Here is a 19,413-nt window from a genome sequence, read left to right on the forward strand (position 1 = left end):
GGGGGCTGGGTGTTTTTGTGTGGTCATCGGGGGTGCCGCCCGGGGCACCGCCCCGGCGCTACCGCGCGTATCCACTCCAAAGACCATCGGCATGTTGCTGTGGGCACCCTGAGCAGCATGACTACGCACAGCGACTCCCTTGGACCTGTCCTCCGCCTAGGAAGCCCTGGGGGTTCATCAGCTCTGTTGACTCCGGTGGGCGGCTACGCGTACCCGGGTGCCGCAGCGGGTTGAGCAGTAGCGCTGCGGTGAGCGGCGCCCGGTGCCGATGAAGTAGTGGTCGCAGCCGGGCGCTGCGCAGCGGCCCCAGGCGCAGTAGCCGCGTTCGCTGAGCCAGAGCGCAAGGGCGAGGGCGGCGGTGGACAGCAGCCAGTGGGCCGGCTGCGCGTCTGTGGGGGGCCGGGCGTGGAGCGACCAGGGGCGGTGCGGGAGCCGGACCAGGCGGGGCTGGGCGGGGTATTGGTCGAGCAGGGCGTTGATGGCGTCGGCGGCCTGGTCTGCGTCCTTGATGTCCAGGATGCCGGCGATGGTCGCAGTGGCTTCGCGTATCTCCTGGATTGGGGTTTCGGTGAGCAGGCCCGGAGGGCCGCCGTGCCGGGCCACCAGGTCCGTGAGGGCGGCTTCGGTGAGCCCGGTCCTGTCCTGGCCGGTGTTGACCAGGTCGACCAGGAAGTACAGGCCGCGTGGATTGTCGTCGCCGAAGCCCTGCTGCATGCGCGCCTCCCGCTGCGGGTCGAGTTCCACCCCCATGGTAACGTCTAAATTGGATTTATTCGTTACATCGGGTGGTGTCAGCCCGTGGAAGGAGGTCACCATGACTGCTTCGCAGACGTCCGTGCTGGTCGTCGGAGGCGGGCCGGTCGGCTTGACGCTGTCGGCTCTGCTGTCCGGGTACGGGGTGGACCATGTGCTGGTCGAGACGCGCCCCACGACCTCTCGCCACCCCAAAGCTCGGGGCATCTCGGCCCGTTCCATGGAGATCTTCCGGCGCATCGGCCTGGAGCAGCAGATCCGCGGGGCGGGCCTGCCGGCCGAGCAGGTCTACTTCTATCGCGGCCACGACTTAGTCGATCCCGACTTCGTCCGCACCGGCCTCGCTCAGCGACCCGACAACGACGACGGTGATGAGCACACGCCGTCGCCCGGGATCATCTGCTCCCAGGACGCGCTGGAGCCCATCCTGCTGCGCCACGCCGTCGAGCTGGCCGGCCCACGGGTCCGCTTCGGGACCCGCCTGGTCTCCTTCACGGACGACAGACTGGGTGTGTTGGCCGTCGTCGAGGACGCGGCCACCGGTTCCCGGCACGACGTGCGCGCGGACTGGATCATCGGCTGCGACGGCGCCGCCAGCACCGTGCGCGCCGGAGCGGGGATTGCCATGGAGGGCCCCACCGGCTTGGGTCGCTACCTGAGCATCCGTTTCGAGGCACCGCTCGGCCAGATCGTGGCCGACCGTGCCAGCGCCTCGTACTTCCTCACCGCCCCCGGACGGGGCGGGTTCATGGCCGTCGACAACGACCGCCACTGGATCTACCAGTACCCGCTCACCCTGGACACGCCCGATCCGGACCCGTCCGACCACGGGCGCCTGGCGGGGCTCATCCGTACCGCCGCGGGAATCCCCGACCTGGACGTGACGGTCCGCGACACGATGACCTGGCGGATGGACGCCCAGCTCGCCACCGCCTACCGCCGTTCTCGCGTGCTGCTGGCGGGCGACGCCGCCCACGTCATTCCGCCCACCGGCGGGCACGGCATGAACACCGGCATCGGCGACGTGGACAACCTCGCCTGGAAACTCGCGGCCGTCACCACCGGAAACGCGGGCGACGCCCTGCTGGACAGCTACGCGGCCGAACGCCGTCCCGTCGCCCGCCAGGTGATCGACATCTCCTCGGCCAACGCCCGGAGCCGGGCCGGTTACCGCATCGACGACGAACTCCTCCTGACCGCCACCTACCAATCGACTGCGGTCATCCCCGACCCCGACACTGCGCCCATGCAGACCGGGCTCAGCCCGGACGGTTACCGCCCGGGCTGCCATCCGGGACAGCGCGCACCCCACGTCCGCCTCACCGGCGGCGATGCAGGCGTGACATCGACCCTTGACCTCGTCGGCCCCGGTTTCACCCTGCTCACCGCGACCGACGCCCCGGCTTGGCGAAGGCGGGCCGAGACTGCGCAGCAGACGGGAATCCCCCTCGCGTTCCAGGCCGTGAGCACCGTCGGCGCCGGGGACGCCACCCCTGGGCTTTGGGAGCGTCTGGTCGGCACCGGCACCGGCACCGGCGGCGCTCCGGGCGCCGTCCTGGTCCGCCCGGACGGTCACGTGGCCTGGCGCGGCACCGACCCGGCAGTAGACCTCCAGGCCGTCCTGCGGCGCGTCCTATCCTCCTGATGGCGGTGCTTGCTACTACGGGCCTCCTTCCCCGGAGGTTGTGTGCAGGCTCGGGCTGTAGGCGGGTGGGGGTATGGGGAGCTGCCCCGTGGTGTAGTCGCCGAACCGGAGCACGTTCTCTCGCCGGTACGGGCTGAGCACCGCGAGGTCGTTCGCGTGCAGGGTCCAGCCCTCGCGGGCCATCCCGGACAACGTGGGAGTCATGTCGATGGTCGTGGAGACCACGCTGAAGGCGAGGAGGTCGAGGAACTTGACCGCCTTGTCCTGCAGTTCAGGGTCGCGGCTCTGACACTGCGTAACCAAGTGGCACCTTTCGCGCATATCTCCTCCGCCCTCCTAGGTCAGACGATGCTCCCTTCGTAGAACAGTTCGTAGGTTCCTCCTCCGAAGGCTGGTAGGCCGGTGGTGGCCGCGGTGTCGAAGTGCGCCGGGCTGGGCGGGAACAGTCCGCTGTCCGGGAGGACGAGTTCGAACGGGGGCGGACCGCCGAAGGTTGGGATGTCGGTATACCGGCAGGCGTGGAAGGCGCCGTCATCCGTGACGATCCCCAACTCGATGTGGGCGGCGCCGACGATGGGTTCCGTAATGTCCATCCCCTTTACAGAGCCCTGTCCTTCCAAGGTGTCGTTGAACACCACATTGCCGTTCATCCGGACCTGAACGTGACGGTCTCCCGGACTGTCCTGGAAGATCGCGTCGAAGTGCACGGCTTGCTGCATAGTGACCACCTCCGGGGTCTACTCGGCTTCCCCTTCCAGGAGACCACCGCGGCCGGCCGCGCGAGACCTCTACCGGAGCAACTGAGAGCCCCGTCCTGTTCGGCCCTGTCCCGGCTGGCCGGGTGCAGGGGCCGGTGAACTGCTTGCCGTTTGTCCGTGAGAACCTCGGCCCGCGCCCCGTGAACCCGCATGGCACGCACGAGCGCGTCGTCGACCGTCTCCCCGGAGGGCAAAGTGACCGATTCGCGGTCACTCGCAACCTACGGGCAACCTCCCTCTGCGGGACGCCTTCCGGCGGGACGACGGCAATATGCATTCGTGACCGCTTCGACGGGCCTGTGGAGGGACGGGGCCTTCGCCGACCGGTATCCGCGCGACGGGCGCCCCCCGGCGGGCGCCGTCCGCTTGCCACGCGGCGTGTGCCCGCATCGACGGGTTCGGTGGCGGTCCCGGCACGGAACCGATGCCGGTTTCGGCTCCCAAACCGGTGGCGTCCGTGACGTGCCGCCGTTCGGTGATCGTCAGCGTGCCCGTGGCCCTCGGCGGCACGGCGGGTCCCCAGCTTGCACGCCCGCCAACGTCGTCGAAGAGCCGGGATTGTGGTGACCGGTGCTATGCCGGGCTCGGTCCTGGCCGCCTTCGCGCACCCCGACGACGGCGAACTGTGGACCGTCGCCACTCTCGCCCTCCACGCGAGGAGCGCCGTCGTCAAGGTTGTCCCGCACCGCGGCGACGACCGCGACACCGAGCCTCGCAGGGGCGCCGCAGTTTTCCGTGCCGACCGGCCCCAAGTCCGACGGCTCGACCCTGCGACCGTGCAACGGCTGCTGCTGGAGAGAGGGAGCCGACGAGGGTGGTGCCACTCGGGCAGGGGTCGGCCGCGGTTCTCGGAGGCCACCCGGGCCCTGGCCGGCCTTCATGTGCTCCGGCCCGGCTCCGGCACGCATCCCAGCGGCGCGCTGCGCCCGGCCCGGCCCAGCATCCCCACCCGCCCGACAAAGCCGGACGGCCCCGACGGGCGGGATCCGCCACCAGCCGGGGCCCTCACACTACTGCCGGGTCAGAGCTTGCCGCGGTAGCCGCCGGTCTCGCTGCCGCGCTTCTCGATGAAGTTCTTGAAGCGCTTCAGGTCGCCCCTCACCTGCCGGTCGAGCATGTTCACCATGTCGGCGGCCTTCTCCGCCAGCCCCTCGGGCTGGTAGTCCATCGACATCACGATCCGGGTGTGGCCGGCGTCCAGAGGCTGGAAGGACACCATGCCGGACTGCTTCACCTCGCCCGTGACCGTGCGCCACGCCACGTGGTCGTCCGGGACCTGGTCGACGATCTCGGTGTCGAACTCCCGGCTGACACCGGCGATCTTCGTCTTCCAGCGGTTGTGGCGGTCGTCGATCTGCGTGATCTCCTCGACGCCCTCCATGAACATCGGGAACTGCTCGAACTGCGTCCACTGGTTGTACGCGGTGCTGATCGGCACGTCGACGTCGATCGTCTCCTGGACCCTGCTCATAACCAACCCACTCCTTACTCGTCGGTCTGCTGAACCGGACCCGCGCGCCAGCCATCAGGCAGTCAGGCACGCGAGATCCCTCGGCCATCCCGCCCCACCCGCGACCTGCCCGCAACCGGCAAAAACCCAGGACCGGCCAGCCACAGCGGGCGGCGGGCCAGTCCCCCGACGGCCACGGCCATGTGCCTCCCGGGCCGCGCCGTGTGGTCCGCCCGGGTGAACGCCCGCTCCCTCCGACGGGTGGCGCGGTCAGTCCTTGAAGGCGTCCTTGACCTTCTCGCCGACCTGCTTCACGTCGCCCTTGAGTTGGTCACCCTTGCCCTCGGCTTCCAGGCGTTCGTTGCCGACCGCCGTGCCTGCGGCCTCCTTGACCTTGCCCTTGACCTTGTCACCGAGGTTCGAAGCCTTGTCCGAGGCGCTCAGTGCGATCTCCCTCCGTTTCCGCAACCGCCTGTCCCCGGAGCGTGTGCCCATATTGCTTGCAGGCTTGCACCGGATGTGGTGCGATGCGGTTGGTCCTGGACCGCGCCGGTGGGCGTGGGTGCTGCGTAGGTCGGGATATCCGTGGGGGTGGCGGCATTGCCGGGGGTGCTGGGTGGCCGACGGATCGGTGCCGCCCGGTGCGACGCCGGGAGTGGCGGTGGGGATGGAGCCGCCCCGGGTGCCTGGAGTCGCCGTGCTGGCCGGTGCAGCCGGGCGGCGCCGCGATGACGCCGGACCTGCACGACGTGACCTTTTTGGACTCGGTCGGGCTGAACACGCTGCTGCTGGCCCGGAGCCAGGCCGCCCGCCAGGGGCGCCGTCGTCCAGCTCACCCCGTCTTCCGACCAGGTGGCGCGGCTGCCGGAGATCACCGGATGCGACCGGGTCTTTCCCGTTGACCTGGACGTGCCTCGCTCGGCTCGTTGAACGTAATCGGGTGCGCCGATGGGCACACCCGAGCCGTCCGTGCCACGAGTCCCGGAATACTCCCCCGTGCCGTCTCGGGACCGGACGGCATTCGGGGCAGTCGGCGCCACGGCGGAATTCCGGCCGCCTTCGCCCTCTCTCCCCTCTTGCGCGGCCCCGCACCCGCGAAGGAGGCCTACTACGAGGCAGGTTGGGGCCGGCGGCCGATGGGAGGCACAGCCCTGCACGGCGGTCTATGCCGGACTCGGCTCACAGGACCCCGGCATCGAGTGCCGTACAGGCGTGACCTCGGTCCGCATTGGGCCGTTGCAAGGGCATGAGCCATTCCATGTCCTGGGCCGGCCTGCCCGGCGTTCCCGGCCTGGGAGAAGACGAAGCCGACTCGGTCGCCGGTGGGCCGAGCGGGCACGACGGGGACGCGCTGGCCGCGGTCGCCGCCTGCACGGCGAGGGCCGCGGCCTGGGTAGGCCACCTCGCCGACCGGCAATCCGACCCCGCGCACGGCCGGGTCCTGCGCCAGTTCGCCGAAGCGGTCGCCCGAGTCGGCAGCGACCTGGATCCCGGGGACGGCTACCTGGGCGGCGTCGATTGGCAGACCCGCTCGCACCTCGACGGCTACGTGCTGCTCGGCGCCCGGCGCTGCCACCAGCCCGTCGACCTGGACGTGATCGAAGCGGTGGCTGTCGGCGCGGTAGCCGCCCTCGCTCTCGCCCTGCCCGCCGCCGCGATGTTCGACGTGGCGGACCTGCCCCGCGTGTGTGCGCTGATCGACCAGGCCCTCGCCGCCGGGCGTGCCTGCCGCCAGCAACACCATGGCGCCGGCTGGCAGTAGCGCCGTCACCGCCCGTGCGGGGCCCGGATCCTCTCGGAGGAAGCCGGGAATCACGCAGTAGTGGATCATGCCCGGCTGGCCGCTTCCAGGCAGGCGAAGGGAGCCGTGGGAGGTCATGCCGACCTGGTTGCGGCAGGTGAGCAGAGTCCGTCCTCCGTTCGGCTTCCTTCAAGGCATGCGCGGTGCTGTGTCAGGGCACACGGTCCACACTGTCCGCGGCTTGAAGGAGGCCTTGTGTCCACTGACGCCATCGTTTTGCTCAAGGAAGACCACAAACAGATCCGGCGGCTCTTCCGCGCCTTCCACAACGCCGACAAGGCGACCAGGGCTGAGACGGTGAACCAGATCCTGGAGGCCCTTACGGTCCACACCTACATCGAGAACGAGGTGATGTACCCCGAGGTGCGCAGGCTCGTTCCGGACCTGGAGGGCGACATCCTGGAGTCCTTCGAGGAGCACCACGTCGCCGATCTGCTGTGCGCCGAGCTGGCCGGCCTGAGCCCCGACGACGAACGCTTCGACGCCAAGACCACCGTGCTGATCGAAAGCGTGACCCACCACATCGAGGACGAGGAGAACGACTGGTTCCCCAAGGTGCGCGAAGCGCTGGGTCGCAAGGAGCTGCAGGAGATCGGAGTCCGTCTGACCGAAGCGCGCGACAAGGCGCCCCGCAGGCCCGAGACGCCCAGCGCGCTCAAGACGGTGGCGGACGCGGTTCTGTCCTGACGGGACCAAGGGCCCGGCCCGGTGTCCGGGCCTTCGCCGTCCACGGACATCTGCACTGCGGCGCAGGACGGGCCTACTGCGGTTCGTCCGGCGTGAGGAGGGGGCCGAGCGGTCCGAGGTCGAGGTTGAGGTCCTGCATGGTGAGCCCGTAGCGGGCACACAGGTCGTTCATGCGCTCGTGTAGTGCCATGAGGGTGGCTCCGAGGTTCTCCTCCTGCTCCTCGGTGAGGTCGCCGGCTTCGACACGGTGCAGGGCCTGCCGTTCCATGAGCTGTCGGAGGAGTTCGACGAGGGTGAGGACGAGCTTCATCAGGTCCCGTTCGACGGTCTCGGGACTGGTCGTGATCCTTCGGGGTGCATGGCGCGGGCGGCCCCGGCCTGTGGCTGCCTGATCGCTCGTGGTGGCCGGCAGGACGCGGAACGCGCGTGTGGCGGCCTCGGCGACCTCTTGGCGGCGGTCCGGACGGGGTGGCTTGTCGGTAGTCACGGCGTCCCCCCCTCTTCGGATGGGGCGTGTGCCGCCCAGGGGGCGGGCGTGCGCTCGCTGATCGACGTGATGAGGGCGCGCAACGAGACCCGCACGAGGTCGATGTCCGCGACGGACAGGACGAGGTCACCGGTGACAACCACTCCGCCGCTGAGCAGGCGGTCCAGCAGGTCGATGAGGGCGACCTGCCGCTGTGGCGCAGACGAGCCGGTGGTCGGAGCCGGGGTGTTTCCTGAAGGGTTCACGGTGCGCCCGCCGTGCCGCGTTCGGGAGGGGTAAGGGTGGCAAAGGAGTAGGGGGCCCACGGACCGGTGACATCGACCCGCAGGCCGGAGAGACCATCGGTGGCGTGCAGGGTCTCCTCGCGAAACGCGCGGACATGGTCTGCGGGCACGAGGTAGGCGTCGTTGACCACGTTCTGCCCGGGGCCGGTTGCCAATTCGCCTTCCTGGACACGGTGACGTGCCCACTGCACCGCGTGGGCCCGGGCGATCACTGCGATCCGTTGTGCTGCCTCTTCAGCTGCCCGGTGGGCGTCGTGGCGGGCGTCCTGCTCCGTACGGCGGCGGCGTAGATAGGCTCGTCCCGGACTGAGCGCCGGATCAGGCGGGGCATCCGTTGCGGCGGGAGGCCGGGGTTCGGCCTCGACGTAGAGCTTGACGCCCAGCTCGACATGGCCACGCAGGCGTTCCAGGCCGTCAAAGAACAGTTTCTGGTTGTCGTCGAGCATCGCGCGCACCCGGTCGTCGTCGAGGTAGACGGTGGCCAGGCGCAGTGGAAGGACGGTTGTGTGCGCTGCCAGCGCTTCGATGACGCCATGGTGGGCCCGGGCCAGGGCTTCGAGCCAGCCGAGGTCCTCCAGATGCCGATGCAGGGCCGCTTCGTGGAAGTCCTCGGCGGGAACGTGGCTGACGACGGCCACCGGTGCGGCGGTGCGGTCGGGAGTCAGGAGGCGGACGGGTGCTCCGGCGACGCCGGTGAGGGTGCCCGCCTCGACGGCCAGGGCGGGGGTGCGATCGCGGGCGACGGCGTAGGCGTAGGTGAGGGAGGCGTCGCTCATGTGTCACCTGGACCGGGTCGTGGGTGAGCGGTGGGCCGCTTGGCCGGACGGCGGCGCGGCGTTGTTGCCTCCGGAGCGCTGACAGGCGGGAGGGCGGCGTCGGCGCGCAGGGCCTCGATCTGTTCGCGCAGGCGTTGGTTCTCCTCTTCGAGCCGGGAAGTGGAGTGGTCGGCGCGGGAGGACAGTGAGGGGTCGTGTTCCCACCAGTCGATGCCCATCTCCTTGGCCTTGTCCACGGAGGCGATGAGCAGGCGCAGCTTGATGGTGAGCAGTTCGATGTCGAGGAGGTTGATCTGGATGTCGCCGGCGATGACGACGCCCTTGTCCAGCACCCGCTCCAGGATATCGGCGAGACTGGCGGAGGAGGCCGGCTGGTAGGGCGGCGCGGCCCGGGAGGGCAGCGAGCCCATACGGTTGGCGAGAGAATCACTCACTGCTGTCCTCCGTCCCGCCGCGTGGCTGCTACACGGTCATGGTGCGCGGCGCTGGGTGTGGGCCCGGATTTCGTCGAGGCGGTCGAGGAGTTCGTCCTCACGCCGGTCGAAGGTCTGCTCGTCGATCTCTCCGGCCAGGAGTGCTCGCTCCAGTTCGGCAAGGTCGTGTTCGACGGGTGCCGGGTCGTAGTACTCGTCCTCGGCGGTTTCGATGACGCGTTCGAGCACCCAGACGGTGCCGCGCACCGGCGCGAGCGGGAGGGTGAGGATTTGGGTGATCAGACCCATGGCTATACACCCTTCAGACGAGGTCAGACGAAGCTGTAGGCGGGCAGGGGGCCGTACAGCCGGACGTCGCAGTCGGCGCCGAGTTCGTCGGCGAGGCCCTTTTCCGCAGTGAGGAAGAGCTCTCGGTGCTCTTGGTCAACGAGGAAGGAGATGTTCAGGAAGTCGTTCCCGGTGGGCTCGGAGGCCAGTTCCTCGCGGGTGTGGGGACGCAGTGCCTCGGTGATGCCGGCTGCCAGGGCCTGCTGGCGCGCGAGGACCTCCTGTGTGACGAGTTCCCCGAGGGCGAGCGGCAGCTCGGGGTTGCTGTTGCCCGCCTTGATGTCGTCGTTGAGCTGCCGGGCTCTGGGTGATTCCCGCAGGATCTGCCGCAGCAGGGCGTCCTCCTCGACTGCGGCCTTGATGTGGTACTCGGCGCAGCCCTCCAAGTGGCTCAGCCGCTGGAGGTACTCCTCGCGGTGCTGGTCCAGGGCGGCCCGGACGGCGTCGTCGTCGGGAGCGGTGAGGCCGAAGCGCAGCGGCAGCACCGCCCCGTCGGCGACGAGGCGTTCCTGAACGGCCTGGTGGGCGATCAGGTCGCGTCGTTTGGGCCGCAGTTCCGCAGGTGCGTCGCTGACGACGGCCGCCAGCGGCCCGGCCCGCAGGGACCGCAGGGCTGCTGGGACGGGACCGACCGTGTCGAGGCCGGTCAGGTCGTGGGGATGACCGGCTGCGGTGATGGAGTAGACGTAGACGGCCATCTCATTCCTCCCGTCGTCTGGTGGGCCGACGGGCGGGCCGCGTGCGCCTCGGCGCGGGCTCCTCCTCTTCCTCCTCCTCGTTGGCGTCTCTGAGGTGGAGGGCGTCGGTGACAGCGTCGACGGCGCCGCTCAGCGCGCCCTTGCTCTTGCCCCGGGCACCCCCTTCCGTGACCTCACCCACGATGTCGGTGAGCTGAGCGGGTGCTTTGCGCCCGGATTCCAGGTCGAGGCGGTTGCACGCCTCGGCAAACCGGAGGTAAGTGTCGACACTGGCGACGACGATGCGGATGTCGATCTTGAGGATCTCGATGCCGACCAGCGAGACCCGGACGAAGACGTCGATGACCAGGCCCCGGTCGAGGATCAGCTCAAGGACGTCGTAGAGACTTCCGGTGTTCCCGCTGCGGGAAACGCCGGCTGCGCTTTGCGGCACCACAGTCATGGTGCCTCCCTTCGCGGCCCGCCCTCACGGTGAACGCGGGCGTTCTTGCAGGTCATCGCGCTGCGGGATTCGTCAGGTCGGGCGATCGACCTGTCCCCGGGTGTAGCGACGGATCCGCTCGTACGACTGCAGTTCGCCTTCTTCGTCGAGCCTTACCCGGTAGCTGGCCAGCACGCTGGTCGTGTCGGGGATGCGTTCCAGCTCCACCACCTCCACGTCGGCCTGCCAGCCGCCCTCGACGGGTTTCAGGGCCGACACCGACTCGGGGACACGTCCGAGGAGGTCTTGCAGTTGCTGAGCAGCGATACGCATGGCGCGTGACGCGGATACACGTCGACGGGGCTGCGGCGTCCGGCCCGGCGACCGCGTGGGACGCGCGCCGGCCCTCCTCGGTTCCTCGTCGTGCTCGTTGCCAGTGGTCATGCCCTTCTCCGGATCGGGGAAAGCCTGCTCCAAAAGCGTTCACATACCACACATGCCCGATATGCACCAATATAGCCGTCGACTTGTGTCTCATGCCCCGGCGCCGCAGGCCTGCTTCGCGGTGGCTGGTCGGCGTGGGGCGTGGAGTACGGGGCCGTGCACTCGGCGCGACATCGGTTCCAGGTGCGGGAACACCGTGGCATGCCAGACTGGGAACTGGGTTCTTTTCTGCCGGGCTCGACGGGGTCACGATCCCCGATTCTCCCAGCGCCGCTTCCGACGCGGGCTGCCGTGACCGATGTCGCAGCGACGGATCGTTGTCGCATGTCGGCGTCGCGCCGACCACAAGACCGGCCATCACGCGCGCGGAAAGACAAGGAACGGCCCCTTCGCTGGTGCCGATCACTCGCGAAGGGGCGATCGCCGGAAAGGGATGCCCCCTATGAATGACACCACCAAGGTCGCCTTGGCGGCGGCTGTCGTGGGCGGTTACGTACTCGGGCGCGCGAAGAAGGGGCGTCTCGCGTTCGCGGCCGCCACCTACCTTGCCGGGCGCCGGTTTGGTCTGGATCCGCGCCAGCTCGCCACCGAAGGCATACGCAAGCTCGCCGAGGTCCCGCAGGTCGCCGAGCTGAACAAACAGGTCCGCGGCGAACTGCTGGAAACAGGCAAGAAGGCCGTCGCCGCAGCCGCCGACCGGCGCATCGGTGAGCTGGCCGACTCGCTTAGGGAGCGCACGCTCAACATCGGAAAACGGAAGCCGGACGAGGGGCAGGACGAGGAGGAACCGTACGAGGCCGAAGCCGGGGAGGAGGAATGGGAAGAGGAGCCGGAGGAGGAGGAAGAGCCCGAAGAGGCCGAAGAGTACGAGGAGGAGCCCGAGGAGGAGGACGAGCCCGAGGAAACTCGTCCGGCGAAACCGGCCCGGCGACGCCGCACCGCCGAACCCGCCGGTGACCAGCCGCGCTCCTCCCGCACGGCGCCGAGCACCAGCGCGCCGAAGACCGCCGCCCGCCGACCCGTCAGGAAGGCTGCACCGGCGGGGAAGAAGACCACGGCCAAGAGTCCGCCAGCGGCAAAGAAGTCGTCGGCCCGCGCCACGACGTCGAAGACCGCCGCATCCAAGCCCGCGCGCGAGAAAGCGCCGACGCCGGCGAAGAAGACCGCAGCGAAGAAGACCGCAGCGAAAAGGACCGCAGCGAGCAAAAGCACCGCCTCCAAGCCGTCGACGCGGACCCGGCGGAGGTGAGCCATGGCCGCCACGGGAGACAGGTCCACAGCCGGGTCGGGAGTCGACCAACTACGTGAAGAAGTCGCCAACTTCCTCGGCGCCCAGCTGGAGCACCTGGTGGAGAAGGCGGGTGAGAAGGTCTCCGACCTCACCGACACCCTTGGTGACGTCGCCGAGAACGGAGGCGTCCTGCCCAAGGTCGGTTCCCGTGTCCTGCAGGGTGACTCTCCGCTCAAGGCCTTCGTGGGCGAGAAAGCTAAGAGCATCAAGGACAACGTCGTCGACAAGGCCAAGGAGACGTTCGGGGGAGGCGGCAAGCCCGGCCGCAAGGCGGGCAAGAAGACGATGAACATCGTGGAGGCACTGGATGTCGGGGTCCCTGTGCGCACCGCGTACAACCACTGGACGCAGTACGAGGATTTCAGCGGCTTCGCGAAGGGTGTGCAGAGCGTTTCACAGGGCGATGAAGTCACCACCGATTGGAAGGTGAAAGTCGGGCCCTCCAAACGCAGCTTCAAGGCAACGGTCCAGGAGCAGATCCCGGACGAGCGCATCGTGTGGACCTCCGAAGGAGCCAAGGGCAGTACTCGGGGGGCCGTCAGCTTCCACGAGCTCACCCCGAACCTGACCCGCATCGTGCTCGTCGTCGAGTACTACCCCAGCGGCTTCTTCGAGAAGACCGGCAACATCTGGCGCGCCCAGGGCCGGCGCCTCCGCCTCGACTTCAAGAACTTCCAGCGGCACGTCTCCCTGTCCAACGACGAAGCCCAAGGCTGGCGCGGTGAGATCCGCGACGGCGAGGTGGTGCGCACGCACGAGGAGGCGATGGAAGACGAAGCCACCGAGGACGACCGGCTCGGAGAAGACGAATACGACGAAGAGGAGGAGCCCGAGGAGGAGTACGACGAGGAGGAAGAAGAGCCCGAGGAGGAGTACGACGACGAAGAGGAGGAGCCCGAGGACGAGAACGACGACGAAGAGGAGGAGCCCGAGGACGAGAACGACGACGAGTACGACGATCGCGATTACGGGGAAGAGGACGAACAACCGGAAGAGGAGGATGAGGAGTACCTGGAGGAAGCCCGCTGACCGGCCCCGGGGCAGCCAACCCGCACCGCGCACCGGCCCGACTGCCGAGCTGGCGGCGGAGGCGAGCAGCCACCCGGCTTGCAGCTGGCAGCGCCGTTGCTCCTGCCCTGGCCATCCTCCAGCCGGGAAGCCGAAGGCGACGACTTGCCAGGCCCACCAGGCGCGGACCGGCCGCCCGATCGCGTCAGGGACATGGCCGCCCAGGCCAGCCGCCAGCCTGGGCGCCGAAACCCAAGCATCGACCACATCCTGCACTGGCTCCAATGCCGCACCGTGAACGGGATATCGGCACGCCAGGCTCAACGACCGGCACCCCACCGGGTACCGGTCGCATCACCAGTTCATCCGAACTCGTCATGTGCGAAGGACCGGCCTAGATCAGGCCACCCGGGGCCTCGGACCCCGGTCAGTCAATGCTTTCGTAAGCATTTCGTTGGGGCCTACGACTGGTCCCAACCTTACGGGTCAGGTGTCGTCTTGGTGCGGCCGCCCGTCCTCGGGGGACGCGTTGTCATCGTCGAAGTCGACGTCGACGTGCTGCTCGGGGCGGCGTTCTTCCTGGTTCGCGATGGATTCCAGGACTTTCTCGTCTGCCTCGGTGAGCGGTGGCTGCAGAATGCTTCGCGGCCACAGTCGCCGGTGCAGTACCACGTTGGTCTCGGCCGCGTACACGGTGATCGTCGCGGCCAGAGCGAGCCAGGAGAGCAGGCCGATCACGGTTGCGAAGAACCCGTAGACAGCTGTGGCATGGCGCAGCTGGTGAGCCACGAGGGCGGCACCGAAGGCCTGCAGGACGGTGAACAAAGGCCCGGCGATCGCACATCCGGGCAGCAGAGCGCGAGTGGAGATGATCTTGGGAGTCAGGATGCGAAAGGAGGCCAGGCACAGGCCCGTGTTGAGCAAGGCGGACAGGACAAGGGCGCCGATGTGGGCGGCCAGCCCGCCAAGAGTGGTGGCGACGAGGGTAGCGGCGGCCGTGGCGAGTAGCAGGCCCACGGCGAGGGTGCTGAATAGCAGCAGGCTGCGGGCCAGGCGCGGGAAGTAGCCGGGGCGGACCACTCCGGGCACGTTCCAGACCTCGGCCATGGCGTGCTGAAGGACCTGGGCGATACCGAGCACGCCATATACCAGGCCGAGGAGGGCAACGACGAGGGCGAGGCCGCTGCCCTGGACGGAGTGGACGTTCTGGCGGAGCTGGTCGCCGATGATGGGAAAGTCGGCGAGCGCGGAGTTGACGCTGGTCTTCTGGGCGCCGGGGTGTCCGTGGAGGATGAAGCTGAGAATGGTGCTGAGCAGGAGCAGCAGCGGGATCAGGGCCATGAACCCGTAGTAGGCGATCAGGGCTGTGAGCAGACTGCCGCGGTCATCTCCGTACTTCTTGATCACGCCGACGACCATTCCCGGCACAGTGTGGTGCTGCTGGGCGCGGTCGAGTGCGCGGAGGGTGCGTTCGACGGGGTTCATGCCTGGGCCTTCTTGTCGTCCGGCTCCGCAACCTTTTACGGCGCGTCTACCCGTGGCGGAGCAGGTCACCGGCCGACCCGGCTGGGTATGGCGGCCGCAGCTGCCTGAGCCCCAATCTCAGCCCAACCGTTGACCAGATCCGGAGGACGCCGCACGGCTGGCTCCGGGACCGTGGTGTGGTCCGCGGATGACCCCTCGCTCGACCCTCCGCGCACCGCGCGACCGAGTGGCCGGCGCGGACCAAGACGCGGTAGGTACGGCAGGCACCGTAGGTGCGGCGGAGTGTCCCACGCGGCACGTAGATGCCCCTGAACGCCTGAGAGGAGACGAACTCCAGGCCTGAGGTGGCGGGCGCGTCACCGGTCTCCAGCAACTTCGATCGAGACGCGACCAGGCGCTTGACACTGCTCACGCATCTCCGAACCCACTCACTCCCGCGCTGGCAGCGGCACAGGAAGGGGATCGCGGTAGGTCCGGTGCCCGTATCGAACCACCAGCAGCGCCACGAGACCGACCAGCGCCCTGACTGGCTGCAGAGCCAGAAGACCACCCAGATATGCCCGGGGTCCGCTCGAGCGCATCAGTAGCCGCGCGCATGCCTCTACGCCCGAATATTGCCTTCCCCTGGGCGTGACCCACAGCAAGCGATGCCCGCATCGGGCTGGCTTCAGCACATCCCAGCCGCCGACCCGCTTGTCAAGCGCTGGCAGATCCGCCCGCTGCAAGGCCATCGCTTCCCATCCGCCCGAGAAACGGATCGCCCACATGACCCATTTCGAGCACCACAGACAGTCTCCGTCGAAGATCAGCACCGGATCCCGGAAACCATTACTCATGCCTTCATTCTCTCGACCAGGCCACCCCCACGCCGCCCGGCTTGACCCATGTGGGTCGACGGCCAGCGTCCTCCATAGCTTTCGGGCGTAAAGGTACCGATACGGGGCAGACGCGGTGCAGGTAACCGAGCTCATGAGGAGGATGGTCATGGGCGCAGGTAAGAAGATAGAACATACGGCAGAGACCGTTAAGGGAAAGACTAAGGAAGCCGCCGGCAAGGCCGTCGGAAACGAGACTCTCACGGCCAAGGGCAAAGCCGATCAGGCGAAGGGTGACATGCTCCAGGCTGGCCAGAAGGCAAAGGATGCCCTCAAGCACTGACTAAACACGCCTGGAACGCAAGTCCGCCTCCGATCACTAGTGCCGGGAGGCGGACTTGCTGCGTCTCTTGCCTTTGACTTCACCGAACGCCTGCGCCGCCCCAGCAGACAGCGAGTACAACGCGTGGGGCACAGCGGGAACGTGATCGAGGAGTAGGCGGTCGACCACCGCGAGGTGGAGGGTATCGTCGCTCGGATCCAGGCGATGGTGGCCGTAGCCGCCAGCAGCTGCGGGACCTGGGGGACGAGCTCACCATCGAGTGGTGCGGCGCCCGGTCACGGAGGAGCGGTGCCTCTGCCCAGCAGTGCGAGAGCACCTCGAAGCTGGCGACCGGCTCGCGGACAAGGAGCTCGAGGACCACAGTGGGGTCGAGAAGATCCTCAAGCGCCTGGAAAACATGGAAACCCGACGATGCACACGTGAGCCTGCTGCAGCAGCTTATGGACGAGGTCGCCCTCCACGTCCAGGACGAGGCCATGGAGCGGCCGCAGGCACGGCGCCTGGGCTGACGTCCGGGTCGGTTCCGGTCAGCACCACCGTGGGCGGGTGGTCGGTAGCTCGGCCCAGACTGTCTTGCCGCCGGTAGCGGCCTTGGTGCCCCAGCAGGCGGCGAGATGGTCGACGACCAGGAGCCCGTAGCCGCCCGGGTACCCGGGCCTGGTCGCGCGGCGGCGCGCCGCGGCCAGGCTGCGGTCGCTGACCTCCACGCGCAGCACCCCAGGACGTCGTTCGAGGACCAGTTCGCGGGGGCCACCGCCGTGGACACAGGCATTGGCCAGAAGTTCGCTCGTCATCAGGAGAAGGTCGTCAAGCAGCTCCGGTGCTAGGCCGCCAGGGCCCTGGTCGAGCAGATTCCATCGGGTCAGGCACCAGCGAATGAAGTCACGGCCCCGGGTGATGACCGTGTCCGATGACCCAACGAACGACAGACACACACGGCGCTCGGCGTCGAAAGCGGCTCCCATCACCCAGTCCCACGAAACATCGTCGTTCGGTTGCTCCACCCCGCGCGGCTACCCACCACGACCGGCACCACACCGCACACCAGCCCGGGGCCCAGGCGCGGGCGTATGGGACCTGCGAACCTGACCGCACGACGCCCGTGGTCGGTCAGGAAGGGATTCGACAACCATCACCACCGCGCTGCGCCACTGTATGCCGGTGCCGCGCCGTGGCCCCGCGGCGGCACTCACCATGGCGTGGCTGCGCCTGTGCTACCGAGGCCGTCCTCACCGGGCCGTCGGTACTTGGCGCCCGTAGAGCGCGCCCCCGGGGCGGGGGCCATGTCGTCGGTCGGGAGCAAGAAGGGGGAACGCTCCGCCGGAAGCGGGCGCTCGCCGAGCGGCTGGTCGACCGCGGCGTCGAGGTGGGAAGACGGCTGGGACAGCGGGCGTCGCCCCGCACGCGCCAAGTGATCACTCATGCGGTTGAGTCTGTCACCGTCGCCGCGAGGCAAATCGGGCGGGAGGGGCGGTCAGAAGCGCTCGCGTGTCCCGGTCAGCTTGAACGGCACCGGCAGTCGGCTGGTCCGTGATCTCCGGCAGCAGGCCGCCCGAGGGGGCCGGACCCGTTCAGGGGGTGAGGATGGCTTGGCTGGTGACGAGTTCCCGGTACGGGGGGCAGCGCTCCAGCAGGGTGAGGTGGTCGCCGGCGTCGACGACGGTGCCGCGGTTCATCATGATCACGTGCTGGGCGTCCTGGACGGTGGAGAGCCGGTGGGCGACCACGATGACGGCGCGGGTCGCCGCCAAGTCCGCCACGATCGCGCGGAAGCGTTGCTCGTTGAGCCCGTCCAGCTGGCTGGTGGGTTCGTCCAGCAGCACGATCTCGGCGTCTGACAGCAGTGCCCGGGCCAGTGCCATCCGCTGGCGCTGGCCGCCGGACAGGTCGCACTCGCGGCCGAGGGGGGTGTCGAGTCCGTGGGGCAGGCGGGCGATGTCCTCGGTGAGGCCGACGGCGTCCAGCGCGGCGGCCAGTTCGGCGTCGTCGGCCGAATCGGTGCGGCCGAGTTGGAGATTCTCCCGGGCGGTCGCCTCGACGAGTGTGAATGCCTGGTCGACGTAGGCGATCCGGGCGCGCAGTGCGTTCAGCGGCCACTGGGCGGTGTCGCGGCCGAGGACGGTGACGGAACCCGAGGCGGGCCGGACGAAGCAGTCGATGAGCGAGAGGGTGGTGCTCTTCCCCGCTCCGGAGGGGCCGACCACGGCGGTCAGACCGGTGCGCCCGGTGCTGAAGGAGACCTCGCGCAGCGCGGCGTCGCGGGAGCCGGTGTGGGTGAAGGAGACGGACTTGAACACCACCGAGGGGACGCCCGGCGGTGGGGGCGGCACCGTGCGCTCGGCGTCCTGCGGCTCCGCCTCGGGCGCGGTGGCCAGCAGGTCGGTGCAGCGGTCGCGGGCCGCCAGGCCGGACTGGAGCCGGCCGAAGCCGGTGGCCAGTGCGCTGATCGAGGGCACGGTCTGCAGGAGGTAGAGCAGGAAGGCGGCGAACGCGGCGGCTTGGAGGCCGCCGGTGGCCATCCGGGCGCCGCCGGCGAGGATCACGGCGATCAGCGCGAGTTGGTTGCCGAGCGTCAGCACGGCCGGGATCAGGGAATTCAGCCGCCCGCCGACCAGGGAGACGGCGCGCAGCCGTTCGGCGTCCTCGGCCAGCGCCCGGGCGGCCATCGGCTCGGCCCGGTAGGCCTTGATCGTGCTGAGTGCCTCCAGGTCGGCCGTGAAGCGCTGGGCGATCCGGCCCACGGCGTCCTGCTGGCCGGTCACGTTGGCCTTCATGCGGCGCACGATCAGCAGCACCAGGGTGGTGAGCGCGGCGAACGCGAGGACGGTGACGACGGTCAGGATCCAGTCGATCCACACCATCACGAGCAGCGTCGCCGTCACCGTCAGTGCGGCCAGCGGCAGCTGGGTGGCGACGTCGACGACCTGGCGCAGCAGCAGCGCGTCGGAGGTGATCCGGGCGGTGAGTTCGCCCGTGCCCTGGGCCCGGACCACGGCGAGCGGCAGGCGCAGCGTGTGTTCCATGATCCGTGTGCGCAGCCGGTAGGTCATCCGCTCGCCGATGCGGGCGAGCAGGAAGCTGGAGAGCGCCTGGGCGAGCGCTCCGGCTGCCGCGGAGGCGCACATCAGCAGGATGTCGGGGCCGAGCGGGTGGTGCGCGGAGAAGTCGGTGATGATCGTCCGGACCAGGAGCGGCAGGGCCAGGGCGGCGCCGGTGGAGGCCAGCGCGAGCAGGAGTGCGAGGGCCAGTGACCACGGTTCGGCGGTCAGCTCGCGGCGCAGTCGGATCCGCTCCGCCGGGCGGAGGGTGGTGCGATCGGGCTGGTCGGCCACGGAGACCTCTCGGGCGGTGCGGTGAACGGGCGGTGCGGCGGTGCCACGTCACCGGGTCGGGCGGTTGCGGTGGGTGCGTGCCGGGCCGCGGCAGTGGGTTACCGCCGCGGCCCGGTGACCGGCCGGGCCCATGTGGACGGCCCGGCCGGCGTCGCGCTCCTGGCTGCCCTAGCG

The 19,413-nt window shown here is 69.2% G+C and carries 23 protein-coding genes; 6 read left to right on the plus strand and 17 right to left on the minus strand.

What is annotated here, in order from left to right; all coding sequences use genetic code 11:
• Positions 1 to 177: 177 nt before the first annotated feature.
• Entirely contained in the window at positions 178 to 750 is a 573-nt protein-coding gene (locus ACIRVF_RS31545) for a CGNR zinc finger domain-containing protein (protein ID WP_402825364.1), read from the minus strand.
• A 64-nt stretch (positions 751 to 814) separates the two neighbouring features.
• On the opposite strand from ACIRVF_RS31545, the gene ACIRVF_RS31550 reads away from it, so the two are divergent.
• Positions 815 to 2,398, plus strand: coding sequence for an FAD-dependent monooxygenase (locus tag ACIRVF_RS31550; protein WP_402825367.1), 1,584 nt, complete (start codon positions 815 to 817; stop codon positions 2,396 to 2,398).
• A 15-nt stretch (positions 2,399 to 2,413) separates the two neighbouring features.
• Here ACIRVF_RS31550 and ACIRVF_RS31555 read toward each other — a convergent pair whose 3' ends face one another.
• From ACIRVF_RS31555 to ACIRVF_RS31570, 4 genes are all read right to left on the minus strand, one after another.
• Positions 2,414 to 2,701: a Tn3 family transposase gene (locus ACIRVF_RS31555; protein WP_402825369.1), complete on the minus strand. Its 288-nt coding sequence runs from the start codon at positions 2,699 to 2,701 to the stop codon at positions 2,414 to 2,416.
• 38 nt (positions 2,702 to 2,739) lie between these two features.
• Positions 2,740 to 3,117: a hypothetical protein gene (locus tag ACIRVF_RS31560; protein WP_402825372.1), complete on the minus strand. Its 378-nt coding sequence runs from the start codon at positions 3,115 to 3,117 to the stop codon at positions 2,740 to 2,742.
• 1,060 nt (positions 3,118 to 4,177) lie between these two features.
• Positions 4,178 to 4,627, minus strand: coding sequence for an SRPBCC family protein (locus tag ACIRVF_RS31565; RefSeq protein ID WP_270141138.1), 450 nt, complete (start codon positions 4,625 to 4,627; stop codon positions 4,178 to 4,180).
• A 249-nt stretch (positions 4,628 to 4,876) separates the two neighbouring features.
• Positions 4,877 to 5,050: a CsbD family protein gene (locus ACIRVF_RS31570; protein ID WP_402825630.1), complete on the minus strand. Its 174-nt coding sequence runs from the start codon at positions 5,048 to 5,050 to the stop codon at positions 4,877 to 4,879.
• Between the two features lie 814 nt (positions 5,051 to 5,864).
• On the opposite strand from ACIRVF_RS31570, the gene ACIRVF_RS31575 reads away from it, so the two are divergent.
• Entirely contained in the window at positions 5,865 to 6,368 is a 504-nt protein-coding gene (locus tag ACIRVF_RS31575; protein WP_402825377.1) for a hypothetical protein, read from the plus strand.
• A 234-nt stretch (positions 6,369 to 6,602) separates the two neighbouring features.
• Entirely contained in the window at positions 6,603 to 7,094 is a 492-nt protein-coding gene (locus ACIRVF_RS31580) for a hemerythrin domain-containing protein (RefSeq protein WP_402825379.1), read from the plus strand.
• Positions 7,095 to 7,167: 73 nt separating this feature from the next.
• Here the strand turns inward: ACIRVF_RS31580 and ACIRVF_RS31585 are convergent, their stop codons facing one another.
• The 8 genes from ACIRVF_RS31585 to ACIRVF_RS31620 all read right to left on the minus strand — a co-directional run bounded on the left by ACIRVF_RS31585 (position 7,168) and on the right by ACIRVF_RS31620 (position 10,965).
• Positions 7,168 to 7,581, minus strand: coding sequence for a gas vesicle protein K (locus ACIRVF_RS31585; protein ID WP_402825382.1), 414 nt, complete (start codon positions 7,579 to 7,581; stop codon positions 7,168 to 7,170).
• Positions 7,578 to 7,826, minus strand: coding sequence for a gas vesicle protein (locus ACIRVF_RS31590; RefSeq protein ID WP_402825385.1), 249 nt, complete (start codon positions 7,824 to 7,826; stop codon positions 7,578 to 7,580). Before ACIRVF_RS31590 ends, ACIRVF_RS31585 begins: the two co-directional genes overlap by 4 nt.
• Positions 7,823 to 8,641 (minus strand): GvpL/GvpF family gas vesicle protein, encoded by an 819-nt coding sequence (locus tag ACIRVF_RS31595; protein WP_402825387.1) that lies wholly within the window; start codon positions 8,639 to 8,641, stop codon positions 7,823 to 7,825. The genes ACIRVF_RS31590 and ACIRVF_RS31595 overlap by 4 nt, the downstream gene beginning before the upstream one ends.
• On the minus strand, positions 8,638 to 9,075 hold the full coding sequence (locus tag ACIRVF_RS31600) for a gas vesicle protein (RefSeq protein WP_360429198.1): 438 nt from the start codon (positions 9,073 to 9,075) through the stop codon (positions 8,638 to 8,640). The genes ACIRVF_RS31595 and ACIRVF_RS31600 overlap by 4 nt, the downstream gene beginning before the upstream one ends.
• A gap of 36 nt (positions 9,076 to 9,111) precedes the next feature.
• Entirely contained in the window at positions 9,112 to 9,363 is a 252-nt protein-coding gene (locus ACIRVF_RS31605) for a gas vesicle protein GvpG (RefSeq protein WP_402825391.1), read from the minus strand.
• Positions 9,364 to 9,386: 23 nt separating this feature from the next.
• Entirely contained in the window at positions 9,387 to 10,100 is a 714-nt protein-coding gene (locus tag ACIRVF_RS31610; RefSeq protein WP_402825394.1) for a GvpL/GvpF family gas vesicle protein, read from the minus strand.
• 1 nt (position 10,101) lies between these two features.
• On the minus strand, positions 10,102 to 10,542 hold the full coding sequence (locus ACIRVF_RS31615; RefSeq protein WP_402825397.1) for a gas vesicle structural protein GvpA: 441 nt from the start codon (positions 10,540 to 10,542) through the stop codon (positions 10,102 to 10,104).
• Between the two features lie 72 nt (positions 10,543 to 10,614).
• Entirely contained in the window at positions 10,615 to 10,965 is a 351-nt protein-coding gene (locus ACIRVF_RS31620; RefSeq protein ID WP_402825400.1) for a gas vesicle protein, read from the minus strand.
• Positions 10,966 to 11,407: 442 nt separating this feature from the next.
• On the opposite strand from ACIRVF_RS31620, the gene ACIRVF_RS31625 reads away from it, so the two are divergent.
• Positions 11,408 to 12,214, plus strand: coding sequence for a histone protein (locus ACIRVF_RS31625; RefSeq protein ID WP_402825403.1), 807 nt, complete (start codon positions 11,408 to 11,410; stop codon positions 12,212 to 12,214).
• A gap of 3 nt (positions 12,215 to 12,217) precedes the next feature.
• The gene (locus tag ACIRVF_RS31630) at positions 12,218 to 13,285 is read left to right on the plus strand and encodes an SRPBCC family protein (protein WP_402825406.1); all 1,068 of its coding nucleotides are present in this window, start codon (positions 12,218 to 12,220) and stop codon (positions 13,283 to 13,285) included.
• 465 nt (positions 13,286 to 13,750) lie between these two features.
• Here the strand turns inward: ACIRVF_RS31630 and ACIRVF_RS31635 are convergent, their stop codons facing one another.
• Both ACIRVF_RS31635 and ACIRVF_RS31640 read right to left on the minus strand, forming a co-directional pair.
• Entirely contained in the window at positions 13,751 to 14,749 is a 999-nt protein-coding gene (locus tag ACIRVF_RS31635; protein WP_402825409.1) for a YihY/virulence factor BrkB family protein, read from the minus strand.
• A gap of 428 nt (positions 14,750 to 15,177) precedes the next feature.
• Positions 15,178 to 15,585 carry a DCC1-like thiol-disulfide oxidoreductase family protein gene (locus ACIRVF_RS31640; RefSeq protein ID WP_402825411.1) on the minus strand — a complete coding sequence of 136 codons (408 nt, stop codon included), beginning with the start codon at positions 15,583 to 15,585 and terminating at the stop codon, positions 15,178 to 15,180.
• Positions 15,586 to 15,733: 148 nt separating this feature from the next.
• On the opposite strand from ACIRVF_RS31640, the gene ACIRVF_RS31645 reads away from it, so the two are divergent.
• Entirely contained in the window at positions 15,734 to 15,907 is a 174-nt protein-coding gene (locus ACIRVF_RS31645; RefSeq protein ID WP_402825413.1) for a CsbD family protein, read from the plus strand.
• A 527-nt stretch (positions 15,908 to 16,434) separates the two neighbouring features.
• Here ACIRVF_RS31645 and ACIRVF_RS31650 read toward each other — a convergent pair.
• Both ACIRVF_RS31650 and ACIRVF_RS31655 read right to left on the minus strand, forming a co-directional pair.
• The gene (locus ACIRVF_RS31650) at positions 16,435 to 16,872 is read right to left on the minus strand and encodes an ATP-binding protein (RefSeq protein WP_402825633.1); all 438 of its coding nucleotides are present in this window, start codon (positions 16,870 to 16,872) and stop codon (positions 16,435 to 16,437) included.
• Between the two features lie 606 nt (positions 16,873 to 17,478).
• The gene (locus tag ACIRVF_RS31655; RefSeq protein WP_402825416.1) at positions 17,479 to 19,239 is read right to left on the minus strand and encodes an ABC transporter ATP-binding protein; all 1,761 of its coding nucleotides are present in this window, start codon (positions 19,237 to 19,239) and stop codon (positions 17,479 to 17,481) included.
• Positions 19,240 to 19,413 lie beyond the last annotated feature (174 nt).

Source organism: Kitasatospora sp. NPDC101157, assembly GCF_044768255.1.
Lineage (GTDB): Bacteria > Actinomycetota > Actinomycetes > Streptomycetales > Streptomycetaceae > Kitasatospora.